This is a genomic window from Escherichia sp. 93.1518 (genome assembly GCF_013368915.2).
GTDB classification, from domain to species: domain Bacteria; phylum Pseudomonadota; class Gammaproteobacteria; order Enterobacterales; family Enterobacteriaceae; genus Escherichia; species Escherichia ruysiae.
In genome coordinates this window covers 1-17,151 of the sequence record NZ_JABWMT020000027.1, presented here as the reverse complement: position 1 = coordinate 17,151, position 17,151 = coordinate 1, and the positions used below count along the sequence as shown (strand labels likewise).

At 46.8% G+C, this 17,151-nt stretch carries 17 protein-coding genes, 4 tRNA genes and 1 pseudogene; 9 read left to right on the top strand and 13 right to left on the bottom strand.

Features of this window, described 5'->3' with window-relative positions; translation table 11 throughout:
- Positions 1–28 precede the first annotated feature (28 nt).
- Positions 29–715 carry a retron system putative HNH endonuclease gene (locus HEN21_RS17550; RefSeq protein ID WP_286192496.1) on the top strand — a complete coding sequence of 229 codons (687 nt, stop codon included), beginning with the start codon at positions 29–31 and terminating at the stop codon, positions 713–715.
- 262 nt (positions 716–977) lie between these two features.
- Here HEN21_RS17550 and HEN21_RS23115 read toward each other — a convergent pair.
- Positions 978–1,064: pseudogene (locus HEN21_RS23115) on the bottom strand (NadS family protein); the annotation flags it as partial.
- 44 nt (positions 1,065–1,108) lie between these two features.
- Positions 1,109–1,993, bottom strand: coding sequence for an integrase domain-containing protein (locus HEN21_RS17545; protein WP_176252503.1), 885 nt, complete (start codon positions 1,991–1,993; stop codon positions 1,109–1,111).
- Positions 1,994–2,215: 222 nt separating this feature from the next.
- Between HEN21_RS17545 and HEN21_RS17540 the strand changes: the two genes are divergently transcribed.
- On the top strand, positions 2,216–2,458 hold the full coding sequence (locus tag HEN21_RS17540) for a hypothetical protein (protein WP_176252484.1): 243 nt from the start codon (positions 2,216–2,218) through the stop codon (positions 2,456–2,458).
- Between the two features lie 476 nt (positions 2,459–2,934).
- Here the strand turns inward: HEN21_RS17540 and HEN21_RS17535 are convergent, their stop codons facing one another.
- Complete coding sequence (locus tag HEN21_RS17535; RefSeq protein WP_176252504.1) at positions 2,935–3,183, bottom strand: helix-turn-helix domain-containing protein; 249 nt, start codon at positions 3,181–3,183, stop codon at positions 2,935–2,937.
- 119 nt (positions 3,184–3,302) lie between these two features.
- On the opposite strand from HEN21_RS17535, the gene HEN21_RS17530 reads away from it, so the two are divergent.
- Both HEN21_RS17530 and HEN21_RS17525 read left to right on the top strand, forming a co-directional pair.
- Positions 3,303–3,569, top strand: a complete 267-nt coding sequence (locus tag HEN21_RS17530; RefSeq protein ID WP_176252505.1) for a helix-turn-helix domain-containing protein — start codon at positions 3,303–3,305, stop codon at positions 3,567–3,569.
- A 95-nt stretch (positions 3,570–3,664) separates the two neighbouring features.
- Positions 3,665–3,934 (top strand): helix-turn-helix domain-containing protein, encoded by a 270-nt coding sequence (locus HEN21_RS17525; protein WP_176252506.1) that lies wholly within the window; start codon positions 3,665–3,667, stop codon positions 3,932–3,934.
- 63 nt (positions 3,935–3,997) lie between these two features.
- On the opposite strand, the gene HEN21_RS17520 is transcribed toward HEN21_RS17525, so the two are convergent.
- The 4 genes from HEN21_RS17520 to HEN21_RS17505 form a co-directional block, all read right to left on the bottom strand.
- Positions 3,998–4,306, bottom strand: coding sequence for an addiction module antidote protein (locus HEN21_RS17520; RefSeq protein WP_016248851.1), 309 nt, complete (start codon positions 4,304–4,306; stop codon positions 3,998–4,000).
- A 3-nt stretch (positions 4,307–4,309) separates the two neighbouring features.
- Positions 4,310–4,627 (bottom strand): type II toxin-antitoxin system RelE/ParE family toxin, encoded by a 318-nt coding sequence (locus HEN21_RS17515; protein ID WP_176252507.1) that lies wholly within the window; start codon positions 4,625–4,627, stop codon positions 4,310–4,312.
- A gap of 126 nt (positions 4,628–4,753) precedes the next feature.
- The gene (locus HEN21_RS17510; RefSeq protein WP_176252508.1) at positions 4,754–6,016 is read right to left on the bottom strand and encodes a tyrosine-type recombinase/integrase; all 1,263 of its coding nucleotides are present in this window, start codon (positions 6,014–6,016) and stop codon (positions 4,754–4,756) included.
- A gap of 166 nt (positions 6,017–6,182) precedes the next feature.
- Positions 6,183–6,258, bottom strand: a tRNA-Asn gene (locus HEN21_RS17505).
- A gap of 160 nt (positions 6,259–6,418) precedes the next feature.
- Here HEN21_RS17505 and yeeO point away from each other — a divergent pair.
- Positions 6,419–7,906 carry a toxic metabolite efflux MATE transporter YeeO gene (gene yeeO / locus HEN21_RS17500; protein WP_286192495.1) on the top strand — a complete coding sequence of 496 codons (1,488 nt, stop codon included), beginning with the start codon at positions 6,419–6,421 and terminating at the stop codon, positions 7,904–7,906.
- 100 nt (positions 7,907–8,006) lie between these two features.
- Positions 8,007–8,082, top strand: a tRNA-Asn gene (locus HEN21_RS17495).
- An 84-nt stretch (positions 8,083–8,166) separates the two neighbouring features.
- Here HEN21_RS17495 and amn read toward each other — a convergent pair.
- From amn to HEN21_RS17480, 3 genes are all read right to left on the bottom strand, one after another.
- Complete coding sequence (gene amn / locus HEN21_RS17490; protein ID WP_001060211.1) at positions 8,167–9,621, bottom strand: AMP nucleosidase; 1,455 nt, start codon at positions 9,619–9,621, stop codon at positions 8,167–8,169.
- A gap of 102 nt (positions 9,622–9,723) precedes the next feature.
- The gene (gene shiA, locus HEN21_RS17485) at positions 9,724–11,040 is read right to left on the bottom strand and encodes a shikimate transporter (protein ID WP_176252119.1); all 1,317 of its coding nucleotides are present in this window, start codon (positions 11,038–11,040) and stop codon (positions 9,724–9,726) included.
- Positions 11,041–11,382: 342 nt separating this feature from the next.
- Positions 11,383–11,472, bottom strand: a tRNA-Ser gene (locus tag HEN21_RS17480).
- Positions 11,473–11,565: 93 nt separating this feature from the next.
- Here HEN21_RS17480 and mtfA point away from each other — a divergent pair.
- The gene (gene mtfA / locus HEN21_RS17475) at positions 11,566–12,363 is read left to right on the top strand and encodes a DgsA anti-repressor MtfA (RefSeq protein ID WP_176252120.1); all 798 of its coding nucleotides are present in this window, start codon (positions 11,566–11,568) and stop codon (positions 12,361–12,363) included.
- A gap of 100 nt (positions 12,364–12,463) precedes the next feature.
- A tRNA-Asn gene (locus HEN21_RS17470) sits at positions 12,464–12,539 on the top strand.
- A gap of 95 nt (positions 12,540–12,634) precedes the next feature.
- On the opposite strand, the gene HEN21_RS17465 is transcribed toward HEN21_RS17470, so the two are convergent.
- Both HEN21_RS17465 and hchA read right to left on the bottom strand, forming a co-directional pair.
- Positions 12,635–13,693 carry a glycosyltransferase family 9 protein gene (locus HEN21_RS17465; protein ID WP_016158471.1) on the bottom strand — a complete coding sequence of 353 codons (1,059 nt, stop codon included), beginning with the start codon at positions 13,691–13,693 and terminating at the stop codon, positions 12,635–12,637.
- Between the two features lie 298 nt (positions 13,694–13,991).
- Positions 13,992–14,843 (bottom strand): glyoxalase III HchA, encoded by an 852-nt coding sequence (hchA, locus tag HEN21_RS17460; protein ID WP_105286917.1) that lies wholly within the window; start codon positions 14,841–14,843, stop codon positions 13,992–13,994.
- A 572-nt stretch (positions 14,844–15,415) separates the two neighbouring features.
- Between hchA and HEN21_RS17455 the strand changes: the two genes are divergently transcribed.
- The gene (locus HEN21_RS17455; protein WP_105286918.1) at positions 15,416–15,820 is read left to right on the top strand and encodes a universal stress protein; all 405 of its coding nucleotides are present in this window, start codon (positions 15,416–15,418) and stop codon (positions 15,818–15,820) included.
- Between the two features lie 86 nt (positions 15,821–15,906).
- Here HEN21_RS17455 and HEN21_RS17450 read toward each other — a convergent pair whose 3' ends face one another.
- Positions 15,907–17,022 (bottom strand): porin, encoded by a 1,116-nt coding sequence (locus HEN21_RS17450; RefSeq protein ID WP_176252121.1) that lies wholly within the window; start codon positions 17,020–17,022, stop codon positions 15,907–15,909.
- Positions 17,023–17,151: the final 129 nt, after the last annotated feature.

The window sequence follows — 17,151 nt, the reverse complement described above, 5'->3', positions numbered from 1 at the left end:
CAATCGTGTAGCATGGACCCAGAGTATTATGGAACTGGTCGATAAGTACGATGAGTACAAGAAAATACCAGTCACTGAAAAAGAGGCAGCATTAAAGCATTATCGTCATGACGATATACGTAACGCACTGAAAGAAAGCTCTTTTCATAAATGTGCTTTTTGCGAAGGCATTCCTGCCGAAACTGGTTTTGCCGAGGTTGAACACTTCTATCCAAAATCTATATATACGAATAAAGCCTTTGAGTGGACAAATCTCCTTTATAGTTGTAAGGCATGTAATAACAAAAAACTTAATCACGACACGCAGCAACAACCAATAATAAATCCTTATGACCTTGACCCCTGTGATTGCTTTACGTATACAGATATAATGATTGAGCCCAAAGCAGGGGTTAACCATGACATTGCAAAAAAAACTATTGAAGTGTGTGGATTGTCGGATAAAAGACTTTTTTCGGCAAGAGGCGATATTTTAGTAAGCTTTCGCATTTTTGAGGCTGACATCCGTGAGGCAATGGAAGAGTTTGACTTGGCACGTACTTCACCAAATAAGCAGAAACGAGCAGGAAAGATAAACGATGCGCTACGCACGATTGAAGAGCTGTCGCAGCCTAGTGCGAGACTCTCAAACTTTTGTGCCTATCTGCTCGCTAATTCTGAAATATATCAGGAAGCCAAGCAACGTCTGCAGGAATACACTAGCGAAAACTTGTGAAGATCTCTAGGTGCGGCTGAGGAGCGGAGCTGGGTTGCGGAAAGACATCTTTCACTTTCCGCTTTTATTTGAAAACTAAAAGCAGAGTAAGGTGGTATAGACACAATGAAATGTCACGGCTTTATTAGCGATTTTTCATTGTTGAAAGATTAGTACCAACGTCTGCTCCTCGCTCATAGCCGCCAGCGGTTATGAGCGAGAAGCATTTCCGCTCATAACCCCATCAATACGCCGCTAGTTCCCGAAAGAAAGCGGGATTAACCTAGGCCGCCAGCACTTTTGCAGCCAGCTTGGTCGGGTTACGCCGTCTGGATTCCCAACTTTTGATGATATTGACGCTGGTTCCCAGGGTTTATTGCGTAACGATTTCTTCTACGCCATTCATGAAGGTCATCATTCCTCCGTCCAGCCCTGCGCGTACACCTGCTTCACCCAGCGCCCGCGCCCGTCACCGTGGCCCAAATCCGTTGCCGTTAGCGCCAGTGATTCCTTCTCGCTGAATCCCTGCGCCAGATAATGGCGGATCGCATCCTGCGCCCAGGCATAACGCAGGGAGTGCGGGGAAAATTCACCCGTCAGCCCCATTTTAACCGCCTGTTTGTGCCAGTGATCCATCGCTGTTTTAAGGTCGGGTTTGTCGATCAGTTTTCCATTACGCTGTTTTGCGACAGGTAGGGCATTTTCCAGCGCCTGTCTGGCTGCGCCAGCGTCCAGAATCGTCGTATAACGCGGACGCCCGCCTTTGGTGCCGAACACCACTTTCAGCCGGGTTTCGCCACGCTCAATGGCTTTCAGCCACGTTTTCAGCGACTGTGAACTCTGTACCGCTTCCTGCGAGCGTAATCCCATCAGCCGCGCGATCTCCACCGCTGCCGCCAGCCCCGCATCCTGTGTACGGGCGTTCTCCATCACTTTTTCATAATGTTCCGGCGTGATGGCGCGGCGTGTACCGTTGCGTGAAGCGCCCGACAGCCCCAGCGCCTTATTGGTCAGGCGCGGGTGCTCCACCACCTGGCGGCGTCCCGCCTGTCTCAGCACGGCCCGTAACGCTGCCATCTCATTTTGCAGCGTGCGTAAACCGATATCCTGCTCCAGCCGTTCCCCAATGTAGCATTCAATATGGCGAACCTTGATCTGCTCCACCCGCTGGATCTGGATATTCAGCGCCCGTAAATGCTCACTGAACCGTTTTGTAATATGGATACGGTCATTCACCGTTTTGAAGCTACCGCCCGCTTTTTTCGCCAGCGCCTTCATTTCACTGCTTAATTTGCTCATAACTTCCCCCTGACCTACAAAAACAAACAGTCTCCGGCGTGTGCTTTTTGGCTGCGCCAGAACGATACCTTCACGCCGGAGTGGCAGTTTGTTGAGGTTTAGGGAGTTTCAGGCTGTACGCGGTACAGACTGCCTGCCGAAGCAGGAAATTCTCCGGGGCGTCTTGCCCCCCTCGGTATCGATCTTTTTCTCCTTTACTCTGGCCCGGAAAGGGCATGTCAGTTGGCGGGAATATGGCGCAGGCCGGATAATCCGGGGCTTGCGGCGGTGTGTTGTGCGGCGTCACTTTGCTTTTTCGCTGACGCGATCAAAGTGACGCCTCGTCTGGTGCAGGGCGTAAACGTTGCGTTTCTGGTGCAGGATGACGGTCACGCGGCAGCAAAGCCTTCGGCAATGCAGGCCGCAACCCGTCATGTAAAAGGTGCCGGTAATCAGCAGGGTATGAATCAGCCGTTCAGCCAGTGAAGGCCGTTATTGTTAAGCGATGACGACAGAATCGTCCGGGGTGCAGGATGACGGCCACGCGGCAGCAAAGCCTTCAGCAATGCGGGCCGCAGAGCGTCATGTAAAGGGCGTTGGTAATCAGCAGGATATGAGTAAGCCGTTCAGCCAGTGAAGGCCGTTGCCGTTAAGCGATGACGATGAAGCCGTCCGGTGTATAAGCTTCAGTCTCAGACGCGAGGGATTGGCGTCTCCGGCGTTTTCAGAGATCAACGCCAGTAAGGGCTGGTCATCCTGTAAACAGGCGCTTCTTTCAGACCGTGAAGCATGGGGCGTTGTCTTAGACAACTATGATGCAGGAGGGAGATTACACCGTTATTTCTGGCGCAGAAAGGGGAATTTGTGAATGGCACACTGCCGCGCTTCGCTTGTCGTCTCCCGGTGTGCGCTCAGCCACAGGCTGACCACACACCGGGAGAGCCGATTTTGTTGTATCAGGTTCATCGCTTTCGCATGATCCTTTCTAGGCGATTACCATTGTCATCAAAGTATCTTGAAGGCCAGATTATTTCTGGTGATATCTCCAGCGCATCAGCAATGAGTTTTTCTCCACGTGGCCACGGGCGGGAAAGTGCATTTGCCAGTGTGGAAGAACTCAACCCCGCTTTACGTGATACCTCAGCCAGTGACGTTCCTTTCTTTCTTAACCCGGCGATGATATCTGCCGGGTGCCAGTCCTGATTAACCATCTCCATCACCCTTATATTGTTGTTTCAGATAAATATCATTTGTTCAGCATATCTAAACAACTACGATGTTAAGTAATGCTAAACAGTAAGTCAATGTATGATCATTGATGGCGTAACAGATGATTCCTTTTCGACTTAAAACAGCCCGGTTACGAGCCGCTATGACTCAGGAAAAATTGGGAGTGCTTGCGGGTATTGAAGAGGAAACAGCGCGTTCTCGCGAATCCCAGTACGAAGGTGGGATACATCGCCCAACATTTGAAATGATGTGTTCGTTCGCAAAGGTACTGAATGTGCCGGAGTGTTATTTTTATACGGTTAATGATGAATTTGCTGAAATGATTCTGGCGCTTTATTTAACCCACTATCATTATTCAAAAAAGTAAGAAGATGTTATTAGCCCTTTGTTCAGAAAGTCTAAGCAACTCTCCTGTAAAGCAATGCTAAACATGCTGTCAATATCCTTATTGGTGGTATAGCTATGTTGCCTGTTCGTCTTAAAACCGCTCGTTTAAGTGCTAATCTCACTCAGGAAAAGTTAGGTGTACTGGCAGGTATTGAAGAAGCTACGGCTCGTTCCCGTATTTCTCAATATGAAAGTGGAATACACCGACCGACATTCGAAATGATGTGCGCGTTTGCTAAAGTACTTAACGTTCCAGAGTGCTATTTCTACACGGTTGATGATAATTTTGCTCAGGCAGTGCTGGAGCTTCATGCCCGATGGGCAAAGGATGCTACTGAAAGGTAGATCGCAGAAAATAAAAAACCCCGCTGGTGAGGCAGGGTTCCTTAACAGTAAATGTAAATCCGTTCAGGCACTTGCCAGCGCAGAGAACTGAAAACCTGCGGCGTGGACAACGCTGCGGAGTGTTTTTAGTGTCGGGTTGCCGGTCGGGGAGAGCGTGCGGTACAGCGATTCACGCGATACACCGGCTTTCTGGGCAACCGTCGCCATTCCTCCACGCGCTTCAACAACGTGGCGTAACGCGAGTAAAAAAGCCTCCTGGCCGCCATCTTCATCCATATCAAGAAATGCCTGATGCAGATAGGCCTGAGCAAAGGCCGGATCTTCTCTGAGCGCCTCCACCATGACATCATCATATAAACGTTCTTTCGCCATACATCACCTCTTCAAATAGTCTTTGAGGCAGCGAATAGCCTCATCTATATCTGCATCCTGCGTGCGCTTGTCGCCAGCCAGAAGCAGCAGGACAACTTCCCCCTCCACCAGGCTGTAATAGACCCGATATCCAGCCCCTTGATCTATCCTGAGTTCCCAGACACCTTCCCGGCAGGGCTTGTGGTCGCCAAAATTGTCCGAAGCCATCCGGTTGATCCGGGAAGCGATCTTTGCCTTCGCAATGGGGTCGCGTAACCCTTTAAAAAACTCTGCATACAGATCCCGCCCGTCGGCAGTTATGTAGGTTTTTATTGTTTTCATATGATGAGATAGTAGCTTAAAAGCTACTTTTTATCCAGTGATTTAGTTTAAAAGCTACAGTCAGCATCGACATTTGAAACGCACAAAGGGGGAATATACCTTTTCCCCCTCTGATGTTTTGTTAACTTACGACGCCTGTTTCAGCCGTCGGGCATACTGGTAAGCCGAAATATACCCGTCATTATTTGCATCAAGATAATCAGACCACCACTGCATCATCTCGATCCGTTCCTCCAGATATTCAGCCTTGTGAATATACGCGGCGCGAACGCTGTTGGTTTCCTGGTGGCTCATCTGCTTTTCAATGGCCTGTTTGCTCCATAATCCCGATTCACTCAGCGCACTGCAGGCCATCGCCCGGAAGCCGTGACCGCAAACATCCTTTTTGGTGTCATAGCCCATCACGCGCAGCGCCTTATTGACGGTGTTGTCGCTCATGCATTTGTCCTGGTCATATTCGCCGGGAAAAATAAAGGCCAGATGCCCGGAGAGGGCTTCAATCTGTTTCAGGATCGCAATCGCCTGATCCGACAGCGGTACGATATGCTGAATTTTCATTTTCGAGCCACGGTACGAGAAACGCACGTTCTCAATCTGCTCGCGTTCTTCCGGGATCACCCACAGTTTTTGCTGCCAGTCGATTTCACTCCAGCGGGCAAAGCGTAGCTCGCTGGAGCGTACAAAAAACATCAGCGACAGCTTGAGCGCATATTTTGTCATCAGCCTGCCGCAGTAGCTATCCGTGCGGGTTAAAAGCTCAGGCAATTTATCCAGCGACAGGGCCGGGTAGTGATTCGTTTCTGGCGCGGCAAACTCACCGTCCAGATACAGCGCCGGGTTCGCTTTGAGCAGTTTCTTTTTCATCGCGTAGTGCATGATATCGGTGACGTAGTTTTTCAGCCGCGCGGTGATTTCCAGAAAACCTTTGCTCTCCACCTTACGCAGTGTGAACAACAAATCTTCCGTTTCGATTTCCTCGATAAGGCGATCTCCGATATCCGGGAAAACATACATCTCCAGCCTGCGCATAACGGTTTTCGCGTAATGCTCAGACCAGCGTTTGTGCTCGCCATGCCAGTTGGTGGCGATCTGGCTGAACGTCTGCCCGTTTTTCCGCTTCTGTTTCTCCGTCTGCTTCACCGCCGCCGGATCGACGCCTGCATGAATGTTATTGCGTGCCGTTTCGCGCAGGCGGCGAGCCTGCAACAGCGAGATCTCCGGGTAGGGGCCAAAGGCTAACTTCTTCTCTTTCCCGTCGATGCGGTACTTCATATACCAGAGTTTTGAGCCATTAGGTTTGATCAACAGGTACAGTCCAGAACTGTCTGTCATTTTGAAGGGTTTGTCAGAGGGTTTAGTCTTGCAAATAGCGGTGTCTGTTAATGCCATAGCGTGGGGGCTCCGTTTGCTCACCGAACCGTGAGGCCCCCGATTAGGCCCCCAAAAACTATGGATGTCAAGAAACCCGGTAGCCTCTTGCGAGACAACCGGGTAAAGATAGGTTCTTGTTTTTTAACCATCTTGAGACTCATAGAGATGTCTCAAAACTAGAATCTGGCTCCTCTGACTGGACTCGAACCAGTGACATACGGATTAACAGTCCGCCGTTCTACCGACTGAACTACAGAGGAATCGCTGTTGAGGCACATCTTAACGGCGAAAAATCTTTTGTCAAACCTGTTTTTTAAATTCCTCAACCGTTTGCCGTTTCTATCAACAGTTTGTTGCATTTGCAGACAATTTGTCGGCGAAAATCTTTGCAGCTTTTCTGATTCTCCCTCATTATTTGAAATGTGGTTTCACTTTCTGCAATTAAGGTCGGCTTTGAATATCCCCTCAGCTTTACGCCAGGTTGTTCGCCACACTCGCTGGCACTCAAAACGTAAGAGTTACAAAGTGTTGTTCTGGCGCGAAATAACTCCGCTTGCTGTTCCTATCTTTATGGAGAATGCCTGTGTCCTGTTGATGGGCGTGCTGAGCACTTTTCTGGTCAGTTGGCTGGGAAAAGATGCGATGGCGGGCGTTGGGTTGGCGGACAGCTTCAATATGGTCATTATGGCCTTTTTCGCTGCTATCGATCTTGGTACTACTGTCGTTGTGGCATTTAGTCTCGGTAAACGTGATCGACGGCGAGCCAGAGTAGCAACACGGCAATCACTGGTGATCATGACGTTATTTGCCGTGCTGTTGGCAATTCTCATTCATCATTTTGGTGAGCAAATTATCGATTTTGTTGCAGGTGATGCCACGACAGAGGTTAAAGCACTGGCGTTGACTTATCTGGAACTGACGGTGCTCAGTTATCCAGCCGCTGCCATCACCTTGATTGGCAGTGGGGCACTTCGTGGTGCCGGGAATACGAAAATACCGTTACTTATAAATGGTAGCATGAATATTTTTAATATTATTATTAGCGGTGTATTGATTTACGGGCTTTTCTCCTGGCAGGGGTTGGGGTTTGTTGGGGCTGGGCTGGGATTAACTATTTCCCGTTATATTGGCGCAATTGCAATTTTGTGGGTACTGGCGATTGGCTTTAATCCTGCGCTACGAATCTCGTTAAAGAGCTATTTTAAGCCATTGAATTTCAGCATTATCTGGGAAGTTATGGGAATTGGTATTCCCGCGAGTGTTGAATCAGTATTATTTACCAGTGGTCGGTTATTAACACAAATGTTTGTTGCCGGTATGGGAACCAGCGTTATTGCCGGGAATTTTATCGCTTTTTCGATTGCGGCTCTTATCAATTTACCTGGGAGTGCGCTCGGTTCTGCTTCTACGATAATTACTGGTCGAAGGCTGGGAGTAGGGCAGATAGCGCAAGCAGAAATACAGTTGAGGCATGTTTTCTGGTTGTCCACCCTTGGGTTAACAGCGATAGCCTGGTTAACGGCTCCTTTTGCCGGGGTTATGGCGTCGTTTTATACCCAGGATCCCCAGGTTAAACACGTGGTTGTGATTCTTATTTGGCTAAACGCGTTGTTTATGCCTATTTGGTCCGCCTCATGGGTATTACCTGCGGGTTTTAAAGGTGCTCGTGATGCCCGCTATGCCATGTGGGTTTCTATGTTGAGCATGTGGGGATGCCGAGTGGTAGTAGGTTATGCGCTGGGAATTATGCTTGGCTGGGGCGTGGTTGGCGTTTGGATGGGGATGTTTGCCGATTGGGCCGTGCGTGCTGTGTTGTTTTACTGGCGGATGGTGACTGGGCGCTGGCTATGGAAATATCCTCGCACTGAACATGAAAAGTGTGAAAAAAAGCCAGTCGTGTCGGAATAAACGACAAAACGCAGAATATTTCAGCAAACGATTTCAAAATTAAAAAACAGGCTTTGACAATGCGGATAGGCATCGTTAATATTCGCCCCGTTCTCACGATTCCTCTGTAGTTCAGTCGGTAGAACGGCGGACTGTTAATCCGTATGTCACTGGTTCGAGTCCAGTCAGAGGAGCCAGATTTTGAAAAGCCCGCTTTGATAGCGGGCTTTTTGCTTTTAAAATCCTTCACATCTTTTCCTGACGCAAAGGATCTGAGCCCATTATCGGAACGGCGGCTCATTAAAGGTTCGTAGTTTACGGGAATGCAGTCGATCGCCTTCAGCGCGCAGTAAATCAATTGCCCGGATGCCAATCTGCAAGTGTTCGGAAATTGCACCTTCATAAAAACGGTTAGCCTGGCCGGGAAGTTTAATCTCACCATGCAATGGTTTATCTGAAACACACAGTAGCGTCCCGTATGGCACGCGGAAACGGTATCCTTGTGCTGCAATGGTTGCACTTTCCATGTCAATCGCTACGGCCCGACTTAAGTTAAAACGAAGCGCAGAAGCCGAGTAACGCAATTCCCAGTTCCTGTCATCAGTAGTTACCACAGTGCCAGTACGTAGCCGCTGTTTAACTTCCTCACCCGGCCTGCCACTGACCAATTTGGTGGCGTCATAAAGCGCGCGTTGCACTTCAGCAATGCTGGGAATAGGGATATCGGGCGGCAAAACTGCATCAAGAACGTGGTCATCACGTAAATAAGCATGTGCAAGTACATAATCACCAATGGACTGGCTTTCACGTAATCCACCGCAGTGACCAATCATCAGCCAGACATCCGGGCGTAGCACCGCCAGATGATCGCAGATGGTTTTAGCATTTGACGGACCCACGCCAATATTCACCAGAGTAATACCCTGACCATCGGCAGTGATTAAATGCCATGCTGGCATCTGGTGTTTTTTCCATGCGAGGTCAGAAATCGCTTCTTCAGGTGCTTCTGTTTCGGCGGTGATCCATATCCCTCCAGCACAGGAAAGAGCAATGTAGGGACTATCAGGATCGAGGATCTGGCTGCACCCCCAACGAACGAATTCATCCACATAACGTGTGTAGTTGGTAAACAAAACGAATGGCTGAAAATGTTCGACGGGCGTGCCGGTATAATGGCGTAACCGCGCGAGGGAAAAATCTACCCGGCGCGCATCAAAATGCGATAGCGGAGAAAATTCCGTTGGATGATAAATGCCGTCTGCAGTTTCATCGCCAATTTGCGCCAGTTCTGTTGTCGGGAAGTAACGTGTTAACCCGGCGCTCATCGATCGATCAAGTGTCAGTTCAGAGCCATCAATGACATAGGGATAGGGGATTTCATGCTGCGAGGGTTGCACGGAGATGTGCGCACCATAATCTTGATACAGCAACGTTAGTTGTTCATTGAGATACGAACGAAAGAGAGCAGGGCGGGTAATAGTGGTGGTATAGCTGCCAGCGTGAGTAAAACGTCCAAATGCGCGTGTTTTGGGAGGGTTTGTGGCGCAGCCGTCCCAGGTCACGGTCAGTGATGGATAGACAAAAAGACCTTGCTTGCGGGCGTTTTCATCAGGCAATTCACCACTTTTAATATATTTTCCAATGGCATTGCGTAAAGCGACTACAGATTGCTCATACAGCGCGTCAAGTTTATCCAGTGCCTGAGCTGGGGTCAGACCGGAGCCCTTATTATTCATGTGTGTCTCCTGTTCCATACAATTACCGCACTATCCGATAGTATGTCACAGGAATGTGAAACAAAAGTGTAAGGCGAAGATCGAATGATCTTCGCCAGACCATCAGATGCGTTGATTGTCTTTCATCAACAAAGCGGTTATTGCGGAAATCAGGCATCCAGCCAGCAAATAAATTGCGACGCTATGCCAGTCCCCGGAAAAATAAGTAATGAGGGCGGCGGCAATAAAAGGGGTAAACCCACCACCAACCACACTGGCAACTTGATATCCGACCCCAGCGCCGCTGTAGCGATAACTGGCACCAAACATCTCTGTGAACATCGGTTGCTGCACACAAACCACCATGTCATGCGCAATATTCGCCAACATAATGGAGAAGAAGACTATCCAGAAAATGGATTGAGCCTCGAGCGCCATGAAGAAAGGAAACGCGCTTAAGGTTCCGATAACTGCGCCAGTGATATAAACCCTGCGGCGACCAAAACGATCGGCAAGCCAGGCAAAACAGGGAATTGTCAGGCAGCTTAACCCTCCCACAAGCAAACCAATATTCAGGAATAATTCGCGTGGCAGCCCCATATTCTGAGTTGAGTAGTTAAGCGCAAAGGCGGTAACGATATACATCGTCAGCAACTCGCACAGTCGCAGCGCAATAATCTTCAGAAAAGCCCCTGGATGTAGTAACAGTGCCTGGATAACAGGGATTCGCTTTTTCACTGCCGCTTGATTATGTTGCTGTTGCTCAAATTCAGCGGATTCCTCCATGCCATTACGCACCCACAATGCCCCCAGCACCAGTACGGTGCTAAACAGGAAAGGAATGCGCCAGCCCCAGCTCAAAAACTGCTCGTCAGTGGTCATCATACTAATCAGCGAAACCAGTCCAGTTGAAAGCAGCAACCCTACACCGTAGCCAACTTGTACACCGCTACTGTAAAAGGCTTTTTTATTTTTCGGCGCGCTTTCAACGGACAGCAATGCTGCGCCTCCCCATTCGCCGCCGACGGCAAATCCCTGAATAGCACGCAGCGTCACCAGTAAAATCGGTGCCCACCAGCCAATAGTCGAGAATGAAGGAAGAATACCAATCAATGCTGTTGCGATCCCCATCATCCAGACAGTCAGCATCAACATGCGTTTACGCCCCAGGCGGTCGCCAAAATGACCGAAAATGACACCTCCAAGCGGACGGAAAAGGAATCCGACACCAAAAGTGGCAAACGCTGCGAGGGTTCCCATTGCCGGACTCACTTGCGGGAAAAACTCTCGATTAAATACCAGTGCGGCAGTAATGCCATAGAGTAAAAAATCGTACCAGTCGACGACGGCACCGGCAAAACTGCCTAGCGCAGCTCGTCGGGCGCGACTTAACGAAAGCGTTCCTTCATCGGGACGCGTGGAGATGAGCGTGGAGTCCATAGTGTTCCTGTCTGTACTGTCTTTTTATAATTAGTATGGAAAAAGGTAACTCACATTGCCGTCGATCTATAAACGAACCTTATGAGACTACCGCGACAGAGAGCATCTGCAAATATTTTTATACCCGAAAATGAGCATGGAGGACGGATAGGGGCTACTGTAATGTGCTGGAAACGAAGAAAATTGTGGATTCAGGTGCGTATTAGAAATCAAAAGACAGAAAAATGTGATCGCTAAGGTAGCACTGGCTACTTGCTGGCGTTATTTTCGCAGATGAATTTTTCGAATTTTCTCAATGAGATTTGTGTCACTGACACGGGATGGGCTAATTGCTTGAATGATTGGCGGAGAGAGGGGGATTTGAACCCCCGGTAGAGTTGCCCCTACTCCGGTTTTCGAGACCGGTCCGTTCAGCCGCTCCGGCATCTCTCCGTTCAGATTGTTGCAATGATGCCAGGAAATTTGGCATTTTAACAGTCCCTGTCCGTGCAATTTTGTTCAAGTGACGAGTTTGCGAGCAAAACGATGATTAAGTGGCCCTGGAAAGTACAAGAAACCGTTCATGATGATGCAATTCCGTGGAAGGAAGCTTTGTCGATACCTCTTTTGACAAGTTTGACTGAGCAGGAGCAAAACAAATTAGTCACTCTTGCTGGACGTTTTTTGCAACAAAAACGGTTGGTTCCTTTACAAGGGGTTGAACTTGACGCTTTGAAAAGCGGTCGTATCGCCTTGCTGTTTTGTTTACCTGTTATGGAGCTGGGGCTGGAATGGCTGGATGGTTTCCATGAAGTGTTAATTTACCCAGCGCCATTTGTGGTAGATGATGAATGGGAAGACGATATAGGACTGGTACATAATCAACGCATCGTTCAGTCAGGTCAAAGCTGGCAGCAAGGCTCCATCGTATTGAATTGGCTCGATATACAGGATTCTTTCGATGCCTCTGGGTTTAATCTGATTATCCACGAAGTTGCACATAAACTGGACACCCGGAACGGCGATCGCGCCAGTGGTGTCCCCTTTATTCCTTTACGTGAAGTCGCGGGCTGGGAACACGATCTTCACGCGGCGATGAATAACATTCAGGACGAAATTGAATTAGTGGGCGAAAATGCCTCCAGCATCGATGCTTATGCCGCCAGTGACCCTGCAGAATGTTTTGCCGTGCTTTCCGAATACTTTTTTAGCGCCCCGGAGCTTTTTGCTCCTCGCTTCCCCTCGCTGTGGCAACGTTTCTGCCAATTTTATCAGCAGGAACCGCTGCAAAGACTGCGAAATGCGAATGAACGAGGCACATATTCAGCACCAGATGCTCATTAAATATCAATTTTGTTGCTTAATTAACCGATTGAAATAACGTGTGAATTTTAGTGTTGACACTCGCAGTGCCACTCAGTAATATTCGCCTCGTTCTCACGATTCCTCTGTAGTTCAGTCGGTAGAACGGCGGACTGTTAATCCGTATGTCACTGGTTCGAGTCCAGTCAGAGGAGCCAGATTTTGAAAAGCCTGCTTTCGAGCAGGCTTTTTGCTTTTCAACGTTAGCCATAACCGGGTTCGTATCTAACCTCCCTTAAATCTGATAACTACATCAGGGCTGAATTTTTGCGATAATTCTTTTTATCGTATTTCTGAATTCATCCAGATTGATGTGATCAATATTTTTCCCTACCACAATCGTCTCTGAAATATCTGCCATAGCAGGCCAGCGTGTTTTATAATCGGCATATACTGCGATGACAGGAATATTATAAGCACTTGTCATATGTAAAATAGAAGTATCAGGTGTTATTGCGAGAAAAGCATCTTTTATGACGGCGGCAGAACGTGGTATTGAAGGCGGTAATGATAAATTATAGACATTGTCAAAACACTGCGCTAGTTCTACTGCTTTTTCAGTACCATTCGGGCCATGAACAATGACAATTGGCATATTTATTTCATTTTTAATCATGGTTATTAGCTTTTTAGCCATTGAGCCTGAAAAAGTTCGCTCCTGAACACTACCATCAAGATTAAGAGCAATATATGCACCCAATGAGGTAAGTTCATAACGCACTTCGTTTCTTACCTCTTCACTGATAGGCAGTTCAAATAAGGGGCGGACAGGCGGAAAACCAGCTTCTCGCATCATGAATGCCCATGTCATTGGTACTGGCGCCCGAAGAGACTGGTCCATTTTCGACGCCGATTTACATAAGGAGGAATAACATTTCATTGTTAAACCCACAACTTGTAAATTGGTTTTGGCTTTTAAATGACTTATGAACAGCATTGTCTTCAGGTTTTTCTTGCGCATAGCTTCAATGCAGAGATCCGGTGTACCGTATTGCTCTCTTATACTTTGCGCCAGAATTTTTATTTCGCTAAAGCTGGCATGATCCTGCATTGTCATACTGACTAATGTTAATTTAGTCTCCTTAAGACAAAGCGAATCAAAAACGGCTTTATTAATTGTAGATGTGACAATCAATAAATGTTTTATTTTATGTGATTCCAGCGATCTAATTATGGGGTAAATAGCCATTGCATCACCAATTTGGTCGGGGATGTGAATGACCACAAATTCAGTATTTGCAATATTGATATTTTTACATGAATAATCATAATAACTGAATGCAATGCGTCTAAAAATTGACACTAACGACATTTCCAACCTCGCTTCCCTACTGGTTAAAACGTGATGGAGTTTATCAGAGATAGTCGTTTTCTAAAATCGCTAAATAGCGAGATAATACATAATTTATTTCTATTATTAATTTTTAATTATTCAATTAAATTATGTTTGTATCGCAAAAATACTTGTATTGCATAGCTTCAATGTACATTTCAATCTGAAGTCGATGCTAAGTGAAGGTAAGAGAAGAGATAAAACGTCAGCAATCAGAGTGATTATCTAAGTGGGGGAAATACCCCCACTTTTTTACTATACCGTAAGTGATGTCCGATTAACCCTGGTACGCAGCCAACATTTCCTGTGCTGCGAGTTTACCCAGTGCATTTGCCGCAAAAGGACTGTCTCCGGTGAGAAGTTTACGATCCTTATGTACCCGGCCAGTAATATCATCATTGATGATATTCATTCCCATTTTTTTCAGTTCTTCACCAAAGTACCAGGTCAGATGACCAGGCATATAGCCAATATCTGGCGTTTGTTTATCTGCGGCGTCAGGGAACGCACAAATGGAATAACCGTTTAGTGGGTTATCGCCATGGCGAAGCGCCAGAAACGCAGCCGGACCATGGCAGAGGGAGATAACAAAACGGTCATTTTCAACTGCCCATTTTAAAGCGCTTGCAACTTCTTTGCTTTCCGGTAAGCCAATGAGAGCGCCATGACCGCCGGGAACAAAAATTGCTGCGTACTCGCTGTCTGCGTTCAAGCTGGCGACAACATCTGCTAATTTCTTCGGATTGCGGAACAAAGATTTATGTTGCTCAAAGAATGGCATCACTTTTTCATCTTTGTGCGGCATAGCCCAGTATTCAAACTTCGTCATCAGGCCGGAAATGGTCGCAACTTCAAACTCGAAACCTGCTGCATACAGGTGATACAGCGGCAGCAACGTTTCAATCGGATGGTTGCCCGTTGAGAACAGTTTACCGTTATCGGTCGGCAAATAGCGTTCGTCAGCGGCGATCACCAGAATTTTGTGCTTGCCGCTATACGGTTTTGGATAGTCCACACCATCAAGGTCAGATACCGGACTGGTATATTGGCTAAGCGAAAATTCTGAAGGGAAGAACGCATTATCTTCAGCAATATCGATCTGCGGATTCTTACTTGTTTGAACAGTCATAGTGTATTCCTTATTGTTACTTAGGTAGGTTAGTCACTATATTCGCGACTGAGCTGGGTGCTATATTTAACCAGGAGCGTAAAATGAGTCAATATACCGAAAGCGGTAGGGGAGGATGTTAAATACGGTTGGGTAAACACACAGCTATTATCGAATAGTGATCTCACCGATTCCACCTTATTTGCAATAAAAAACTCAAAGTGTAGCAATGTATTTTAGTTCATTTTTCAGAAAAGATGAGATTGCATACCCTCATCATAGTGGGGGATTGCAAGATTCGTCGATAAGATTTTTAGCAAAAAAATAATGATGAAACTGCCCTGTAAGGCCGTTAGTCGCGAAAAAATGATGATCCAGATTAAGGTTTAACTGATGACAGATATGATTAATTACATGTCATCAGATGTGATAATTACAGGAGCTGCCTGGAGCTGCTCTGCCAGGAGTGGCTAAGGCGCAGCTGATTTAATGTGCCCAATGATGCTGTATTTATGGCGTAAGTATAAAATTTAACAGATAAATTAATAATAATGTAAATTCTTTTTATATTCAGATGTTTTCAGGGATTTTCTATGTACCGAAATATTGTTATTCCGGTGAATGTCTTTTCCCGGGATGATAGAGAGCAAGCGTTTTGTCATGCGCAATTTTTCGCCAATGTTTCATCAGGGCATGTTCATTTGCTTGGCTTTATACCGGAGTATGTAAGGATACTGGAGCGGGGATATGTTTCTGACATGCATCGTCTGGAATATGTGCTACGTGACCAGGCTTTGCGCCGTTTAGCTACACTGGCAGAACAGTTGGTTTTGCCTGAAGGGTTTATCCATACCTATGTTTATTTTGGTACTCTTCCGGAAGGAGTGAAAGAGCTGGCTGAACAGCAACTGGAAGATGTTATTGTGCTGGGAGCTACTCAGGAATTGGGTTTTGTCGATATGCTACGGCAGTTTAGCGTGCCGCTGTTGCTGATTTGATGACGATAAAAAAGCCTGAGTTCGATGAGTGACGAACTCAGGCGGGTATTAGGTTTTACAGTAACACGCCGAGGCGCGTTGGCTGATTAGAACTGGTAAACGATACCAACTGCAAACTGGTCATCAGTTGCTGCGCCAGTAATTGCCGCGTCATCTTTATCCAGCATATTGAATTTGTACGCTGTATAAACGTTCATATTCTTATTAAAGAAGTACCAGGTGCCTACTTCGATGTAGTTCACGCGGTCGGCGTCAACATATCTATGGCCTGGGACGCCTTTGATATCCTTACCTTTGGAGTAAACATAACCCAAGGAAGGACGCAGACCAAAGTCGAACTGATACTGAACAACGGCTTCAAAGTTCTGAGTTTCGTTGATCAGTTGATCATGCATTATCGAGTTGCCGTCGTTGTCGAAGCCACCTGTATTAACTGATGTCGGTGTCATATTACGAGTTTCACCATACATCACAGCAGCGTAGACATTGTTAGCATCATATTTTGCTGCCAAAGACCATAATTCTGCATTAGAACCGTTTCTATCAGCAACTTGCTCATTAGTACGGTCAGATTTGCTATATGCACCTACAAAACCAAAACCTTCGATGTTGTAGTCTACAGACAACGCATAGCCATCACCGTTTTGTTTTGTAACGCTACGGTTGCTGTTCTTCCCTTGATACTGAACTGCAAAATTCAGACCATCGACCAGACCAAAGAAATCGGAGTTACGATAGGTTGCAACACCGTTGGTACGACCGTTCATAAAGTTATCAGCGGAAGCCCAGGAATCACCACCCCATTCAACTAACATATCGGTATAAGCTGCAGCGTCGTAGGCGACACCGTAGTTACGACCATAGTCGAAAGATCCGAGTTCGTTATATTTCAAACCAGCGAAGGTTAAACGGGTTTTTTCCTGGTTAGAACCTTCAGGTTTGCTGGCGTCGAGGTTGTATTCAAACTGACCAAAACCAGTCAGTTCGCTGGTGATTTGAGTTTCACCTTTAACACCGAAACGAGCATAGGAAGTATCTTCGTTTTCGCTGTTATTATCATCAGTGTTCGACCAGATGCGCTCGCCGACCATCTTGCCGTAGAAATCAACTTTATTGCCATTTTTATTATAAATTTCAGCCGCATTTGCTGCGCCAGCAACTAATAACGCCGGGACCAGCATTGCCAGAACTTTTCTTTTCATTATGTATTCCCTTGTGATTATAATCTTCATGAATATAACAATAAGTGCCGTTATCCAAAAAAAAGCACATTTGGATACTATTCTATGAAGTTCATTTTATTTTAAAGATTACATGTAACAAATGTATTT

Bases quoted from the DNA above. Each gene is read 5' to 3' on its own strand.
- hchA (WP_105286917.1), bottom strand. From the start codon at position 14,843: ATGACTGTTCAAACAAGTAAGAATCCGCAGATCGATATTGCTGAAGAT.
- HEN21_RS17515 (WP_176252507.1), bottom strand. From the start codon at position 4,627: ATGAAAACAATAAAAACCTACATAACTGCCGACGGGCGGGATCTGTAT.
- HEN21_RS17510 (WP_176252508.1), bottom strand. From the start codon at position 6,016: ATGGCATTAACAGACACCGCTATTTGCAAGACTAAACCCTCTGACAAA.
- HEN21_RS17520 (WP_016248851.1), bottom strand. From the start codon at position 4,306: ATGGCGAAAGAACGTTTATATGATGATGTCATGGTGGAGGCGCTCAGA.
- HEN21_RS17530 (WP_176252505.1), top strand. From the start codon at position 3,303: ATGATTCCTTTTCGACTTAAAACAGCCCGGTTACGAGCCGCTATGACT.
- HEN21_RS17550 (WP_286192496.1), top strand. From the start codon at position 29: ATGGAACTGGTCGATAAGTACGATGAGTACAAGAAAATACCAGTCACT.
- amn (WP_001060211.1), bottom strand. From the start codon at position 9,621: ATGAATAATAAGGGCTCCGGTCTGACCCCAGCTCAGGCACTGGATAAA.
- HEN21_RS17450 (WP_176252121.1), bottom strand. From the start codon at position 17,022: ATGAAAAGAAAAGTTCTGGCAATGCTGGTCCCGGCGTTATTAGTTGCT.
- HEN21_RS17465 (WP_016158471.1), bottom strand. From the start codon at position 13,693: ATGTCGTTAGTGTCAATTTTTAGACGCATTGCATTCAGTTATTATGAT.
- HEN21_RS17545 (WP_176252503.1), bottom strand. From the start codon at position 1,993: ATGAGCAAATTAAGCAGTGAAATGAAGGCGCTGGCGAAAAAAGCGGGC.
- HEN21_RS17455 (WP_105286918.1), top strand. From the start codon at position 15,416: ATGTACCGAAATATTGTTATTCCGGTGAATGTCTTTTCCCGGGATGAT.
- mtfA (WP_176252120.1), top strand. From the start codon at position 11,566: ATGATTAAGTGGCCCTGGAAAGTACAAGAAACCGTTCATGATGATGCA.
- HEN21_RS17525 (WP_176252506.1), top strand. From the start codon at position 3,665: ATGTTGCCTGTTCGTCTTAAAACCGCTCGTTTAAGTGCTAATCTCACT.
- HEN21_RS17535 (WP_176252504.1), bottom strand. From the start codon at position 3,183: ATGGTTAATCAGGACTGGCACCCGGCAGATATCATCGCCGGGTTAAGA.
- yeeO (WP_286192495.1), top strand. From the start codon at position 6,419: ATGTGGTTTCACTTTCTGCAATTAAGGTCGGCTTTGAATATCCCCTCA.
- shiA (WP_176252119.1), bottom strand. From the start codon at position 11,040: ATGGACTCCACGCTCATCTCCACGCGTCCCGATGAAGGAACGCTTTCG.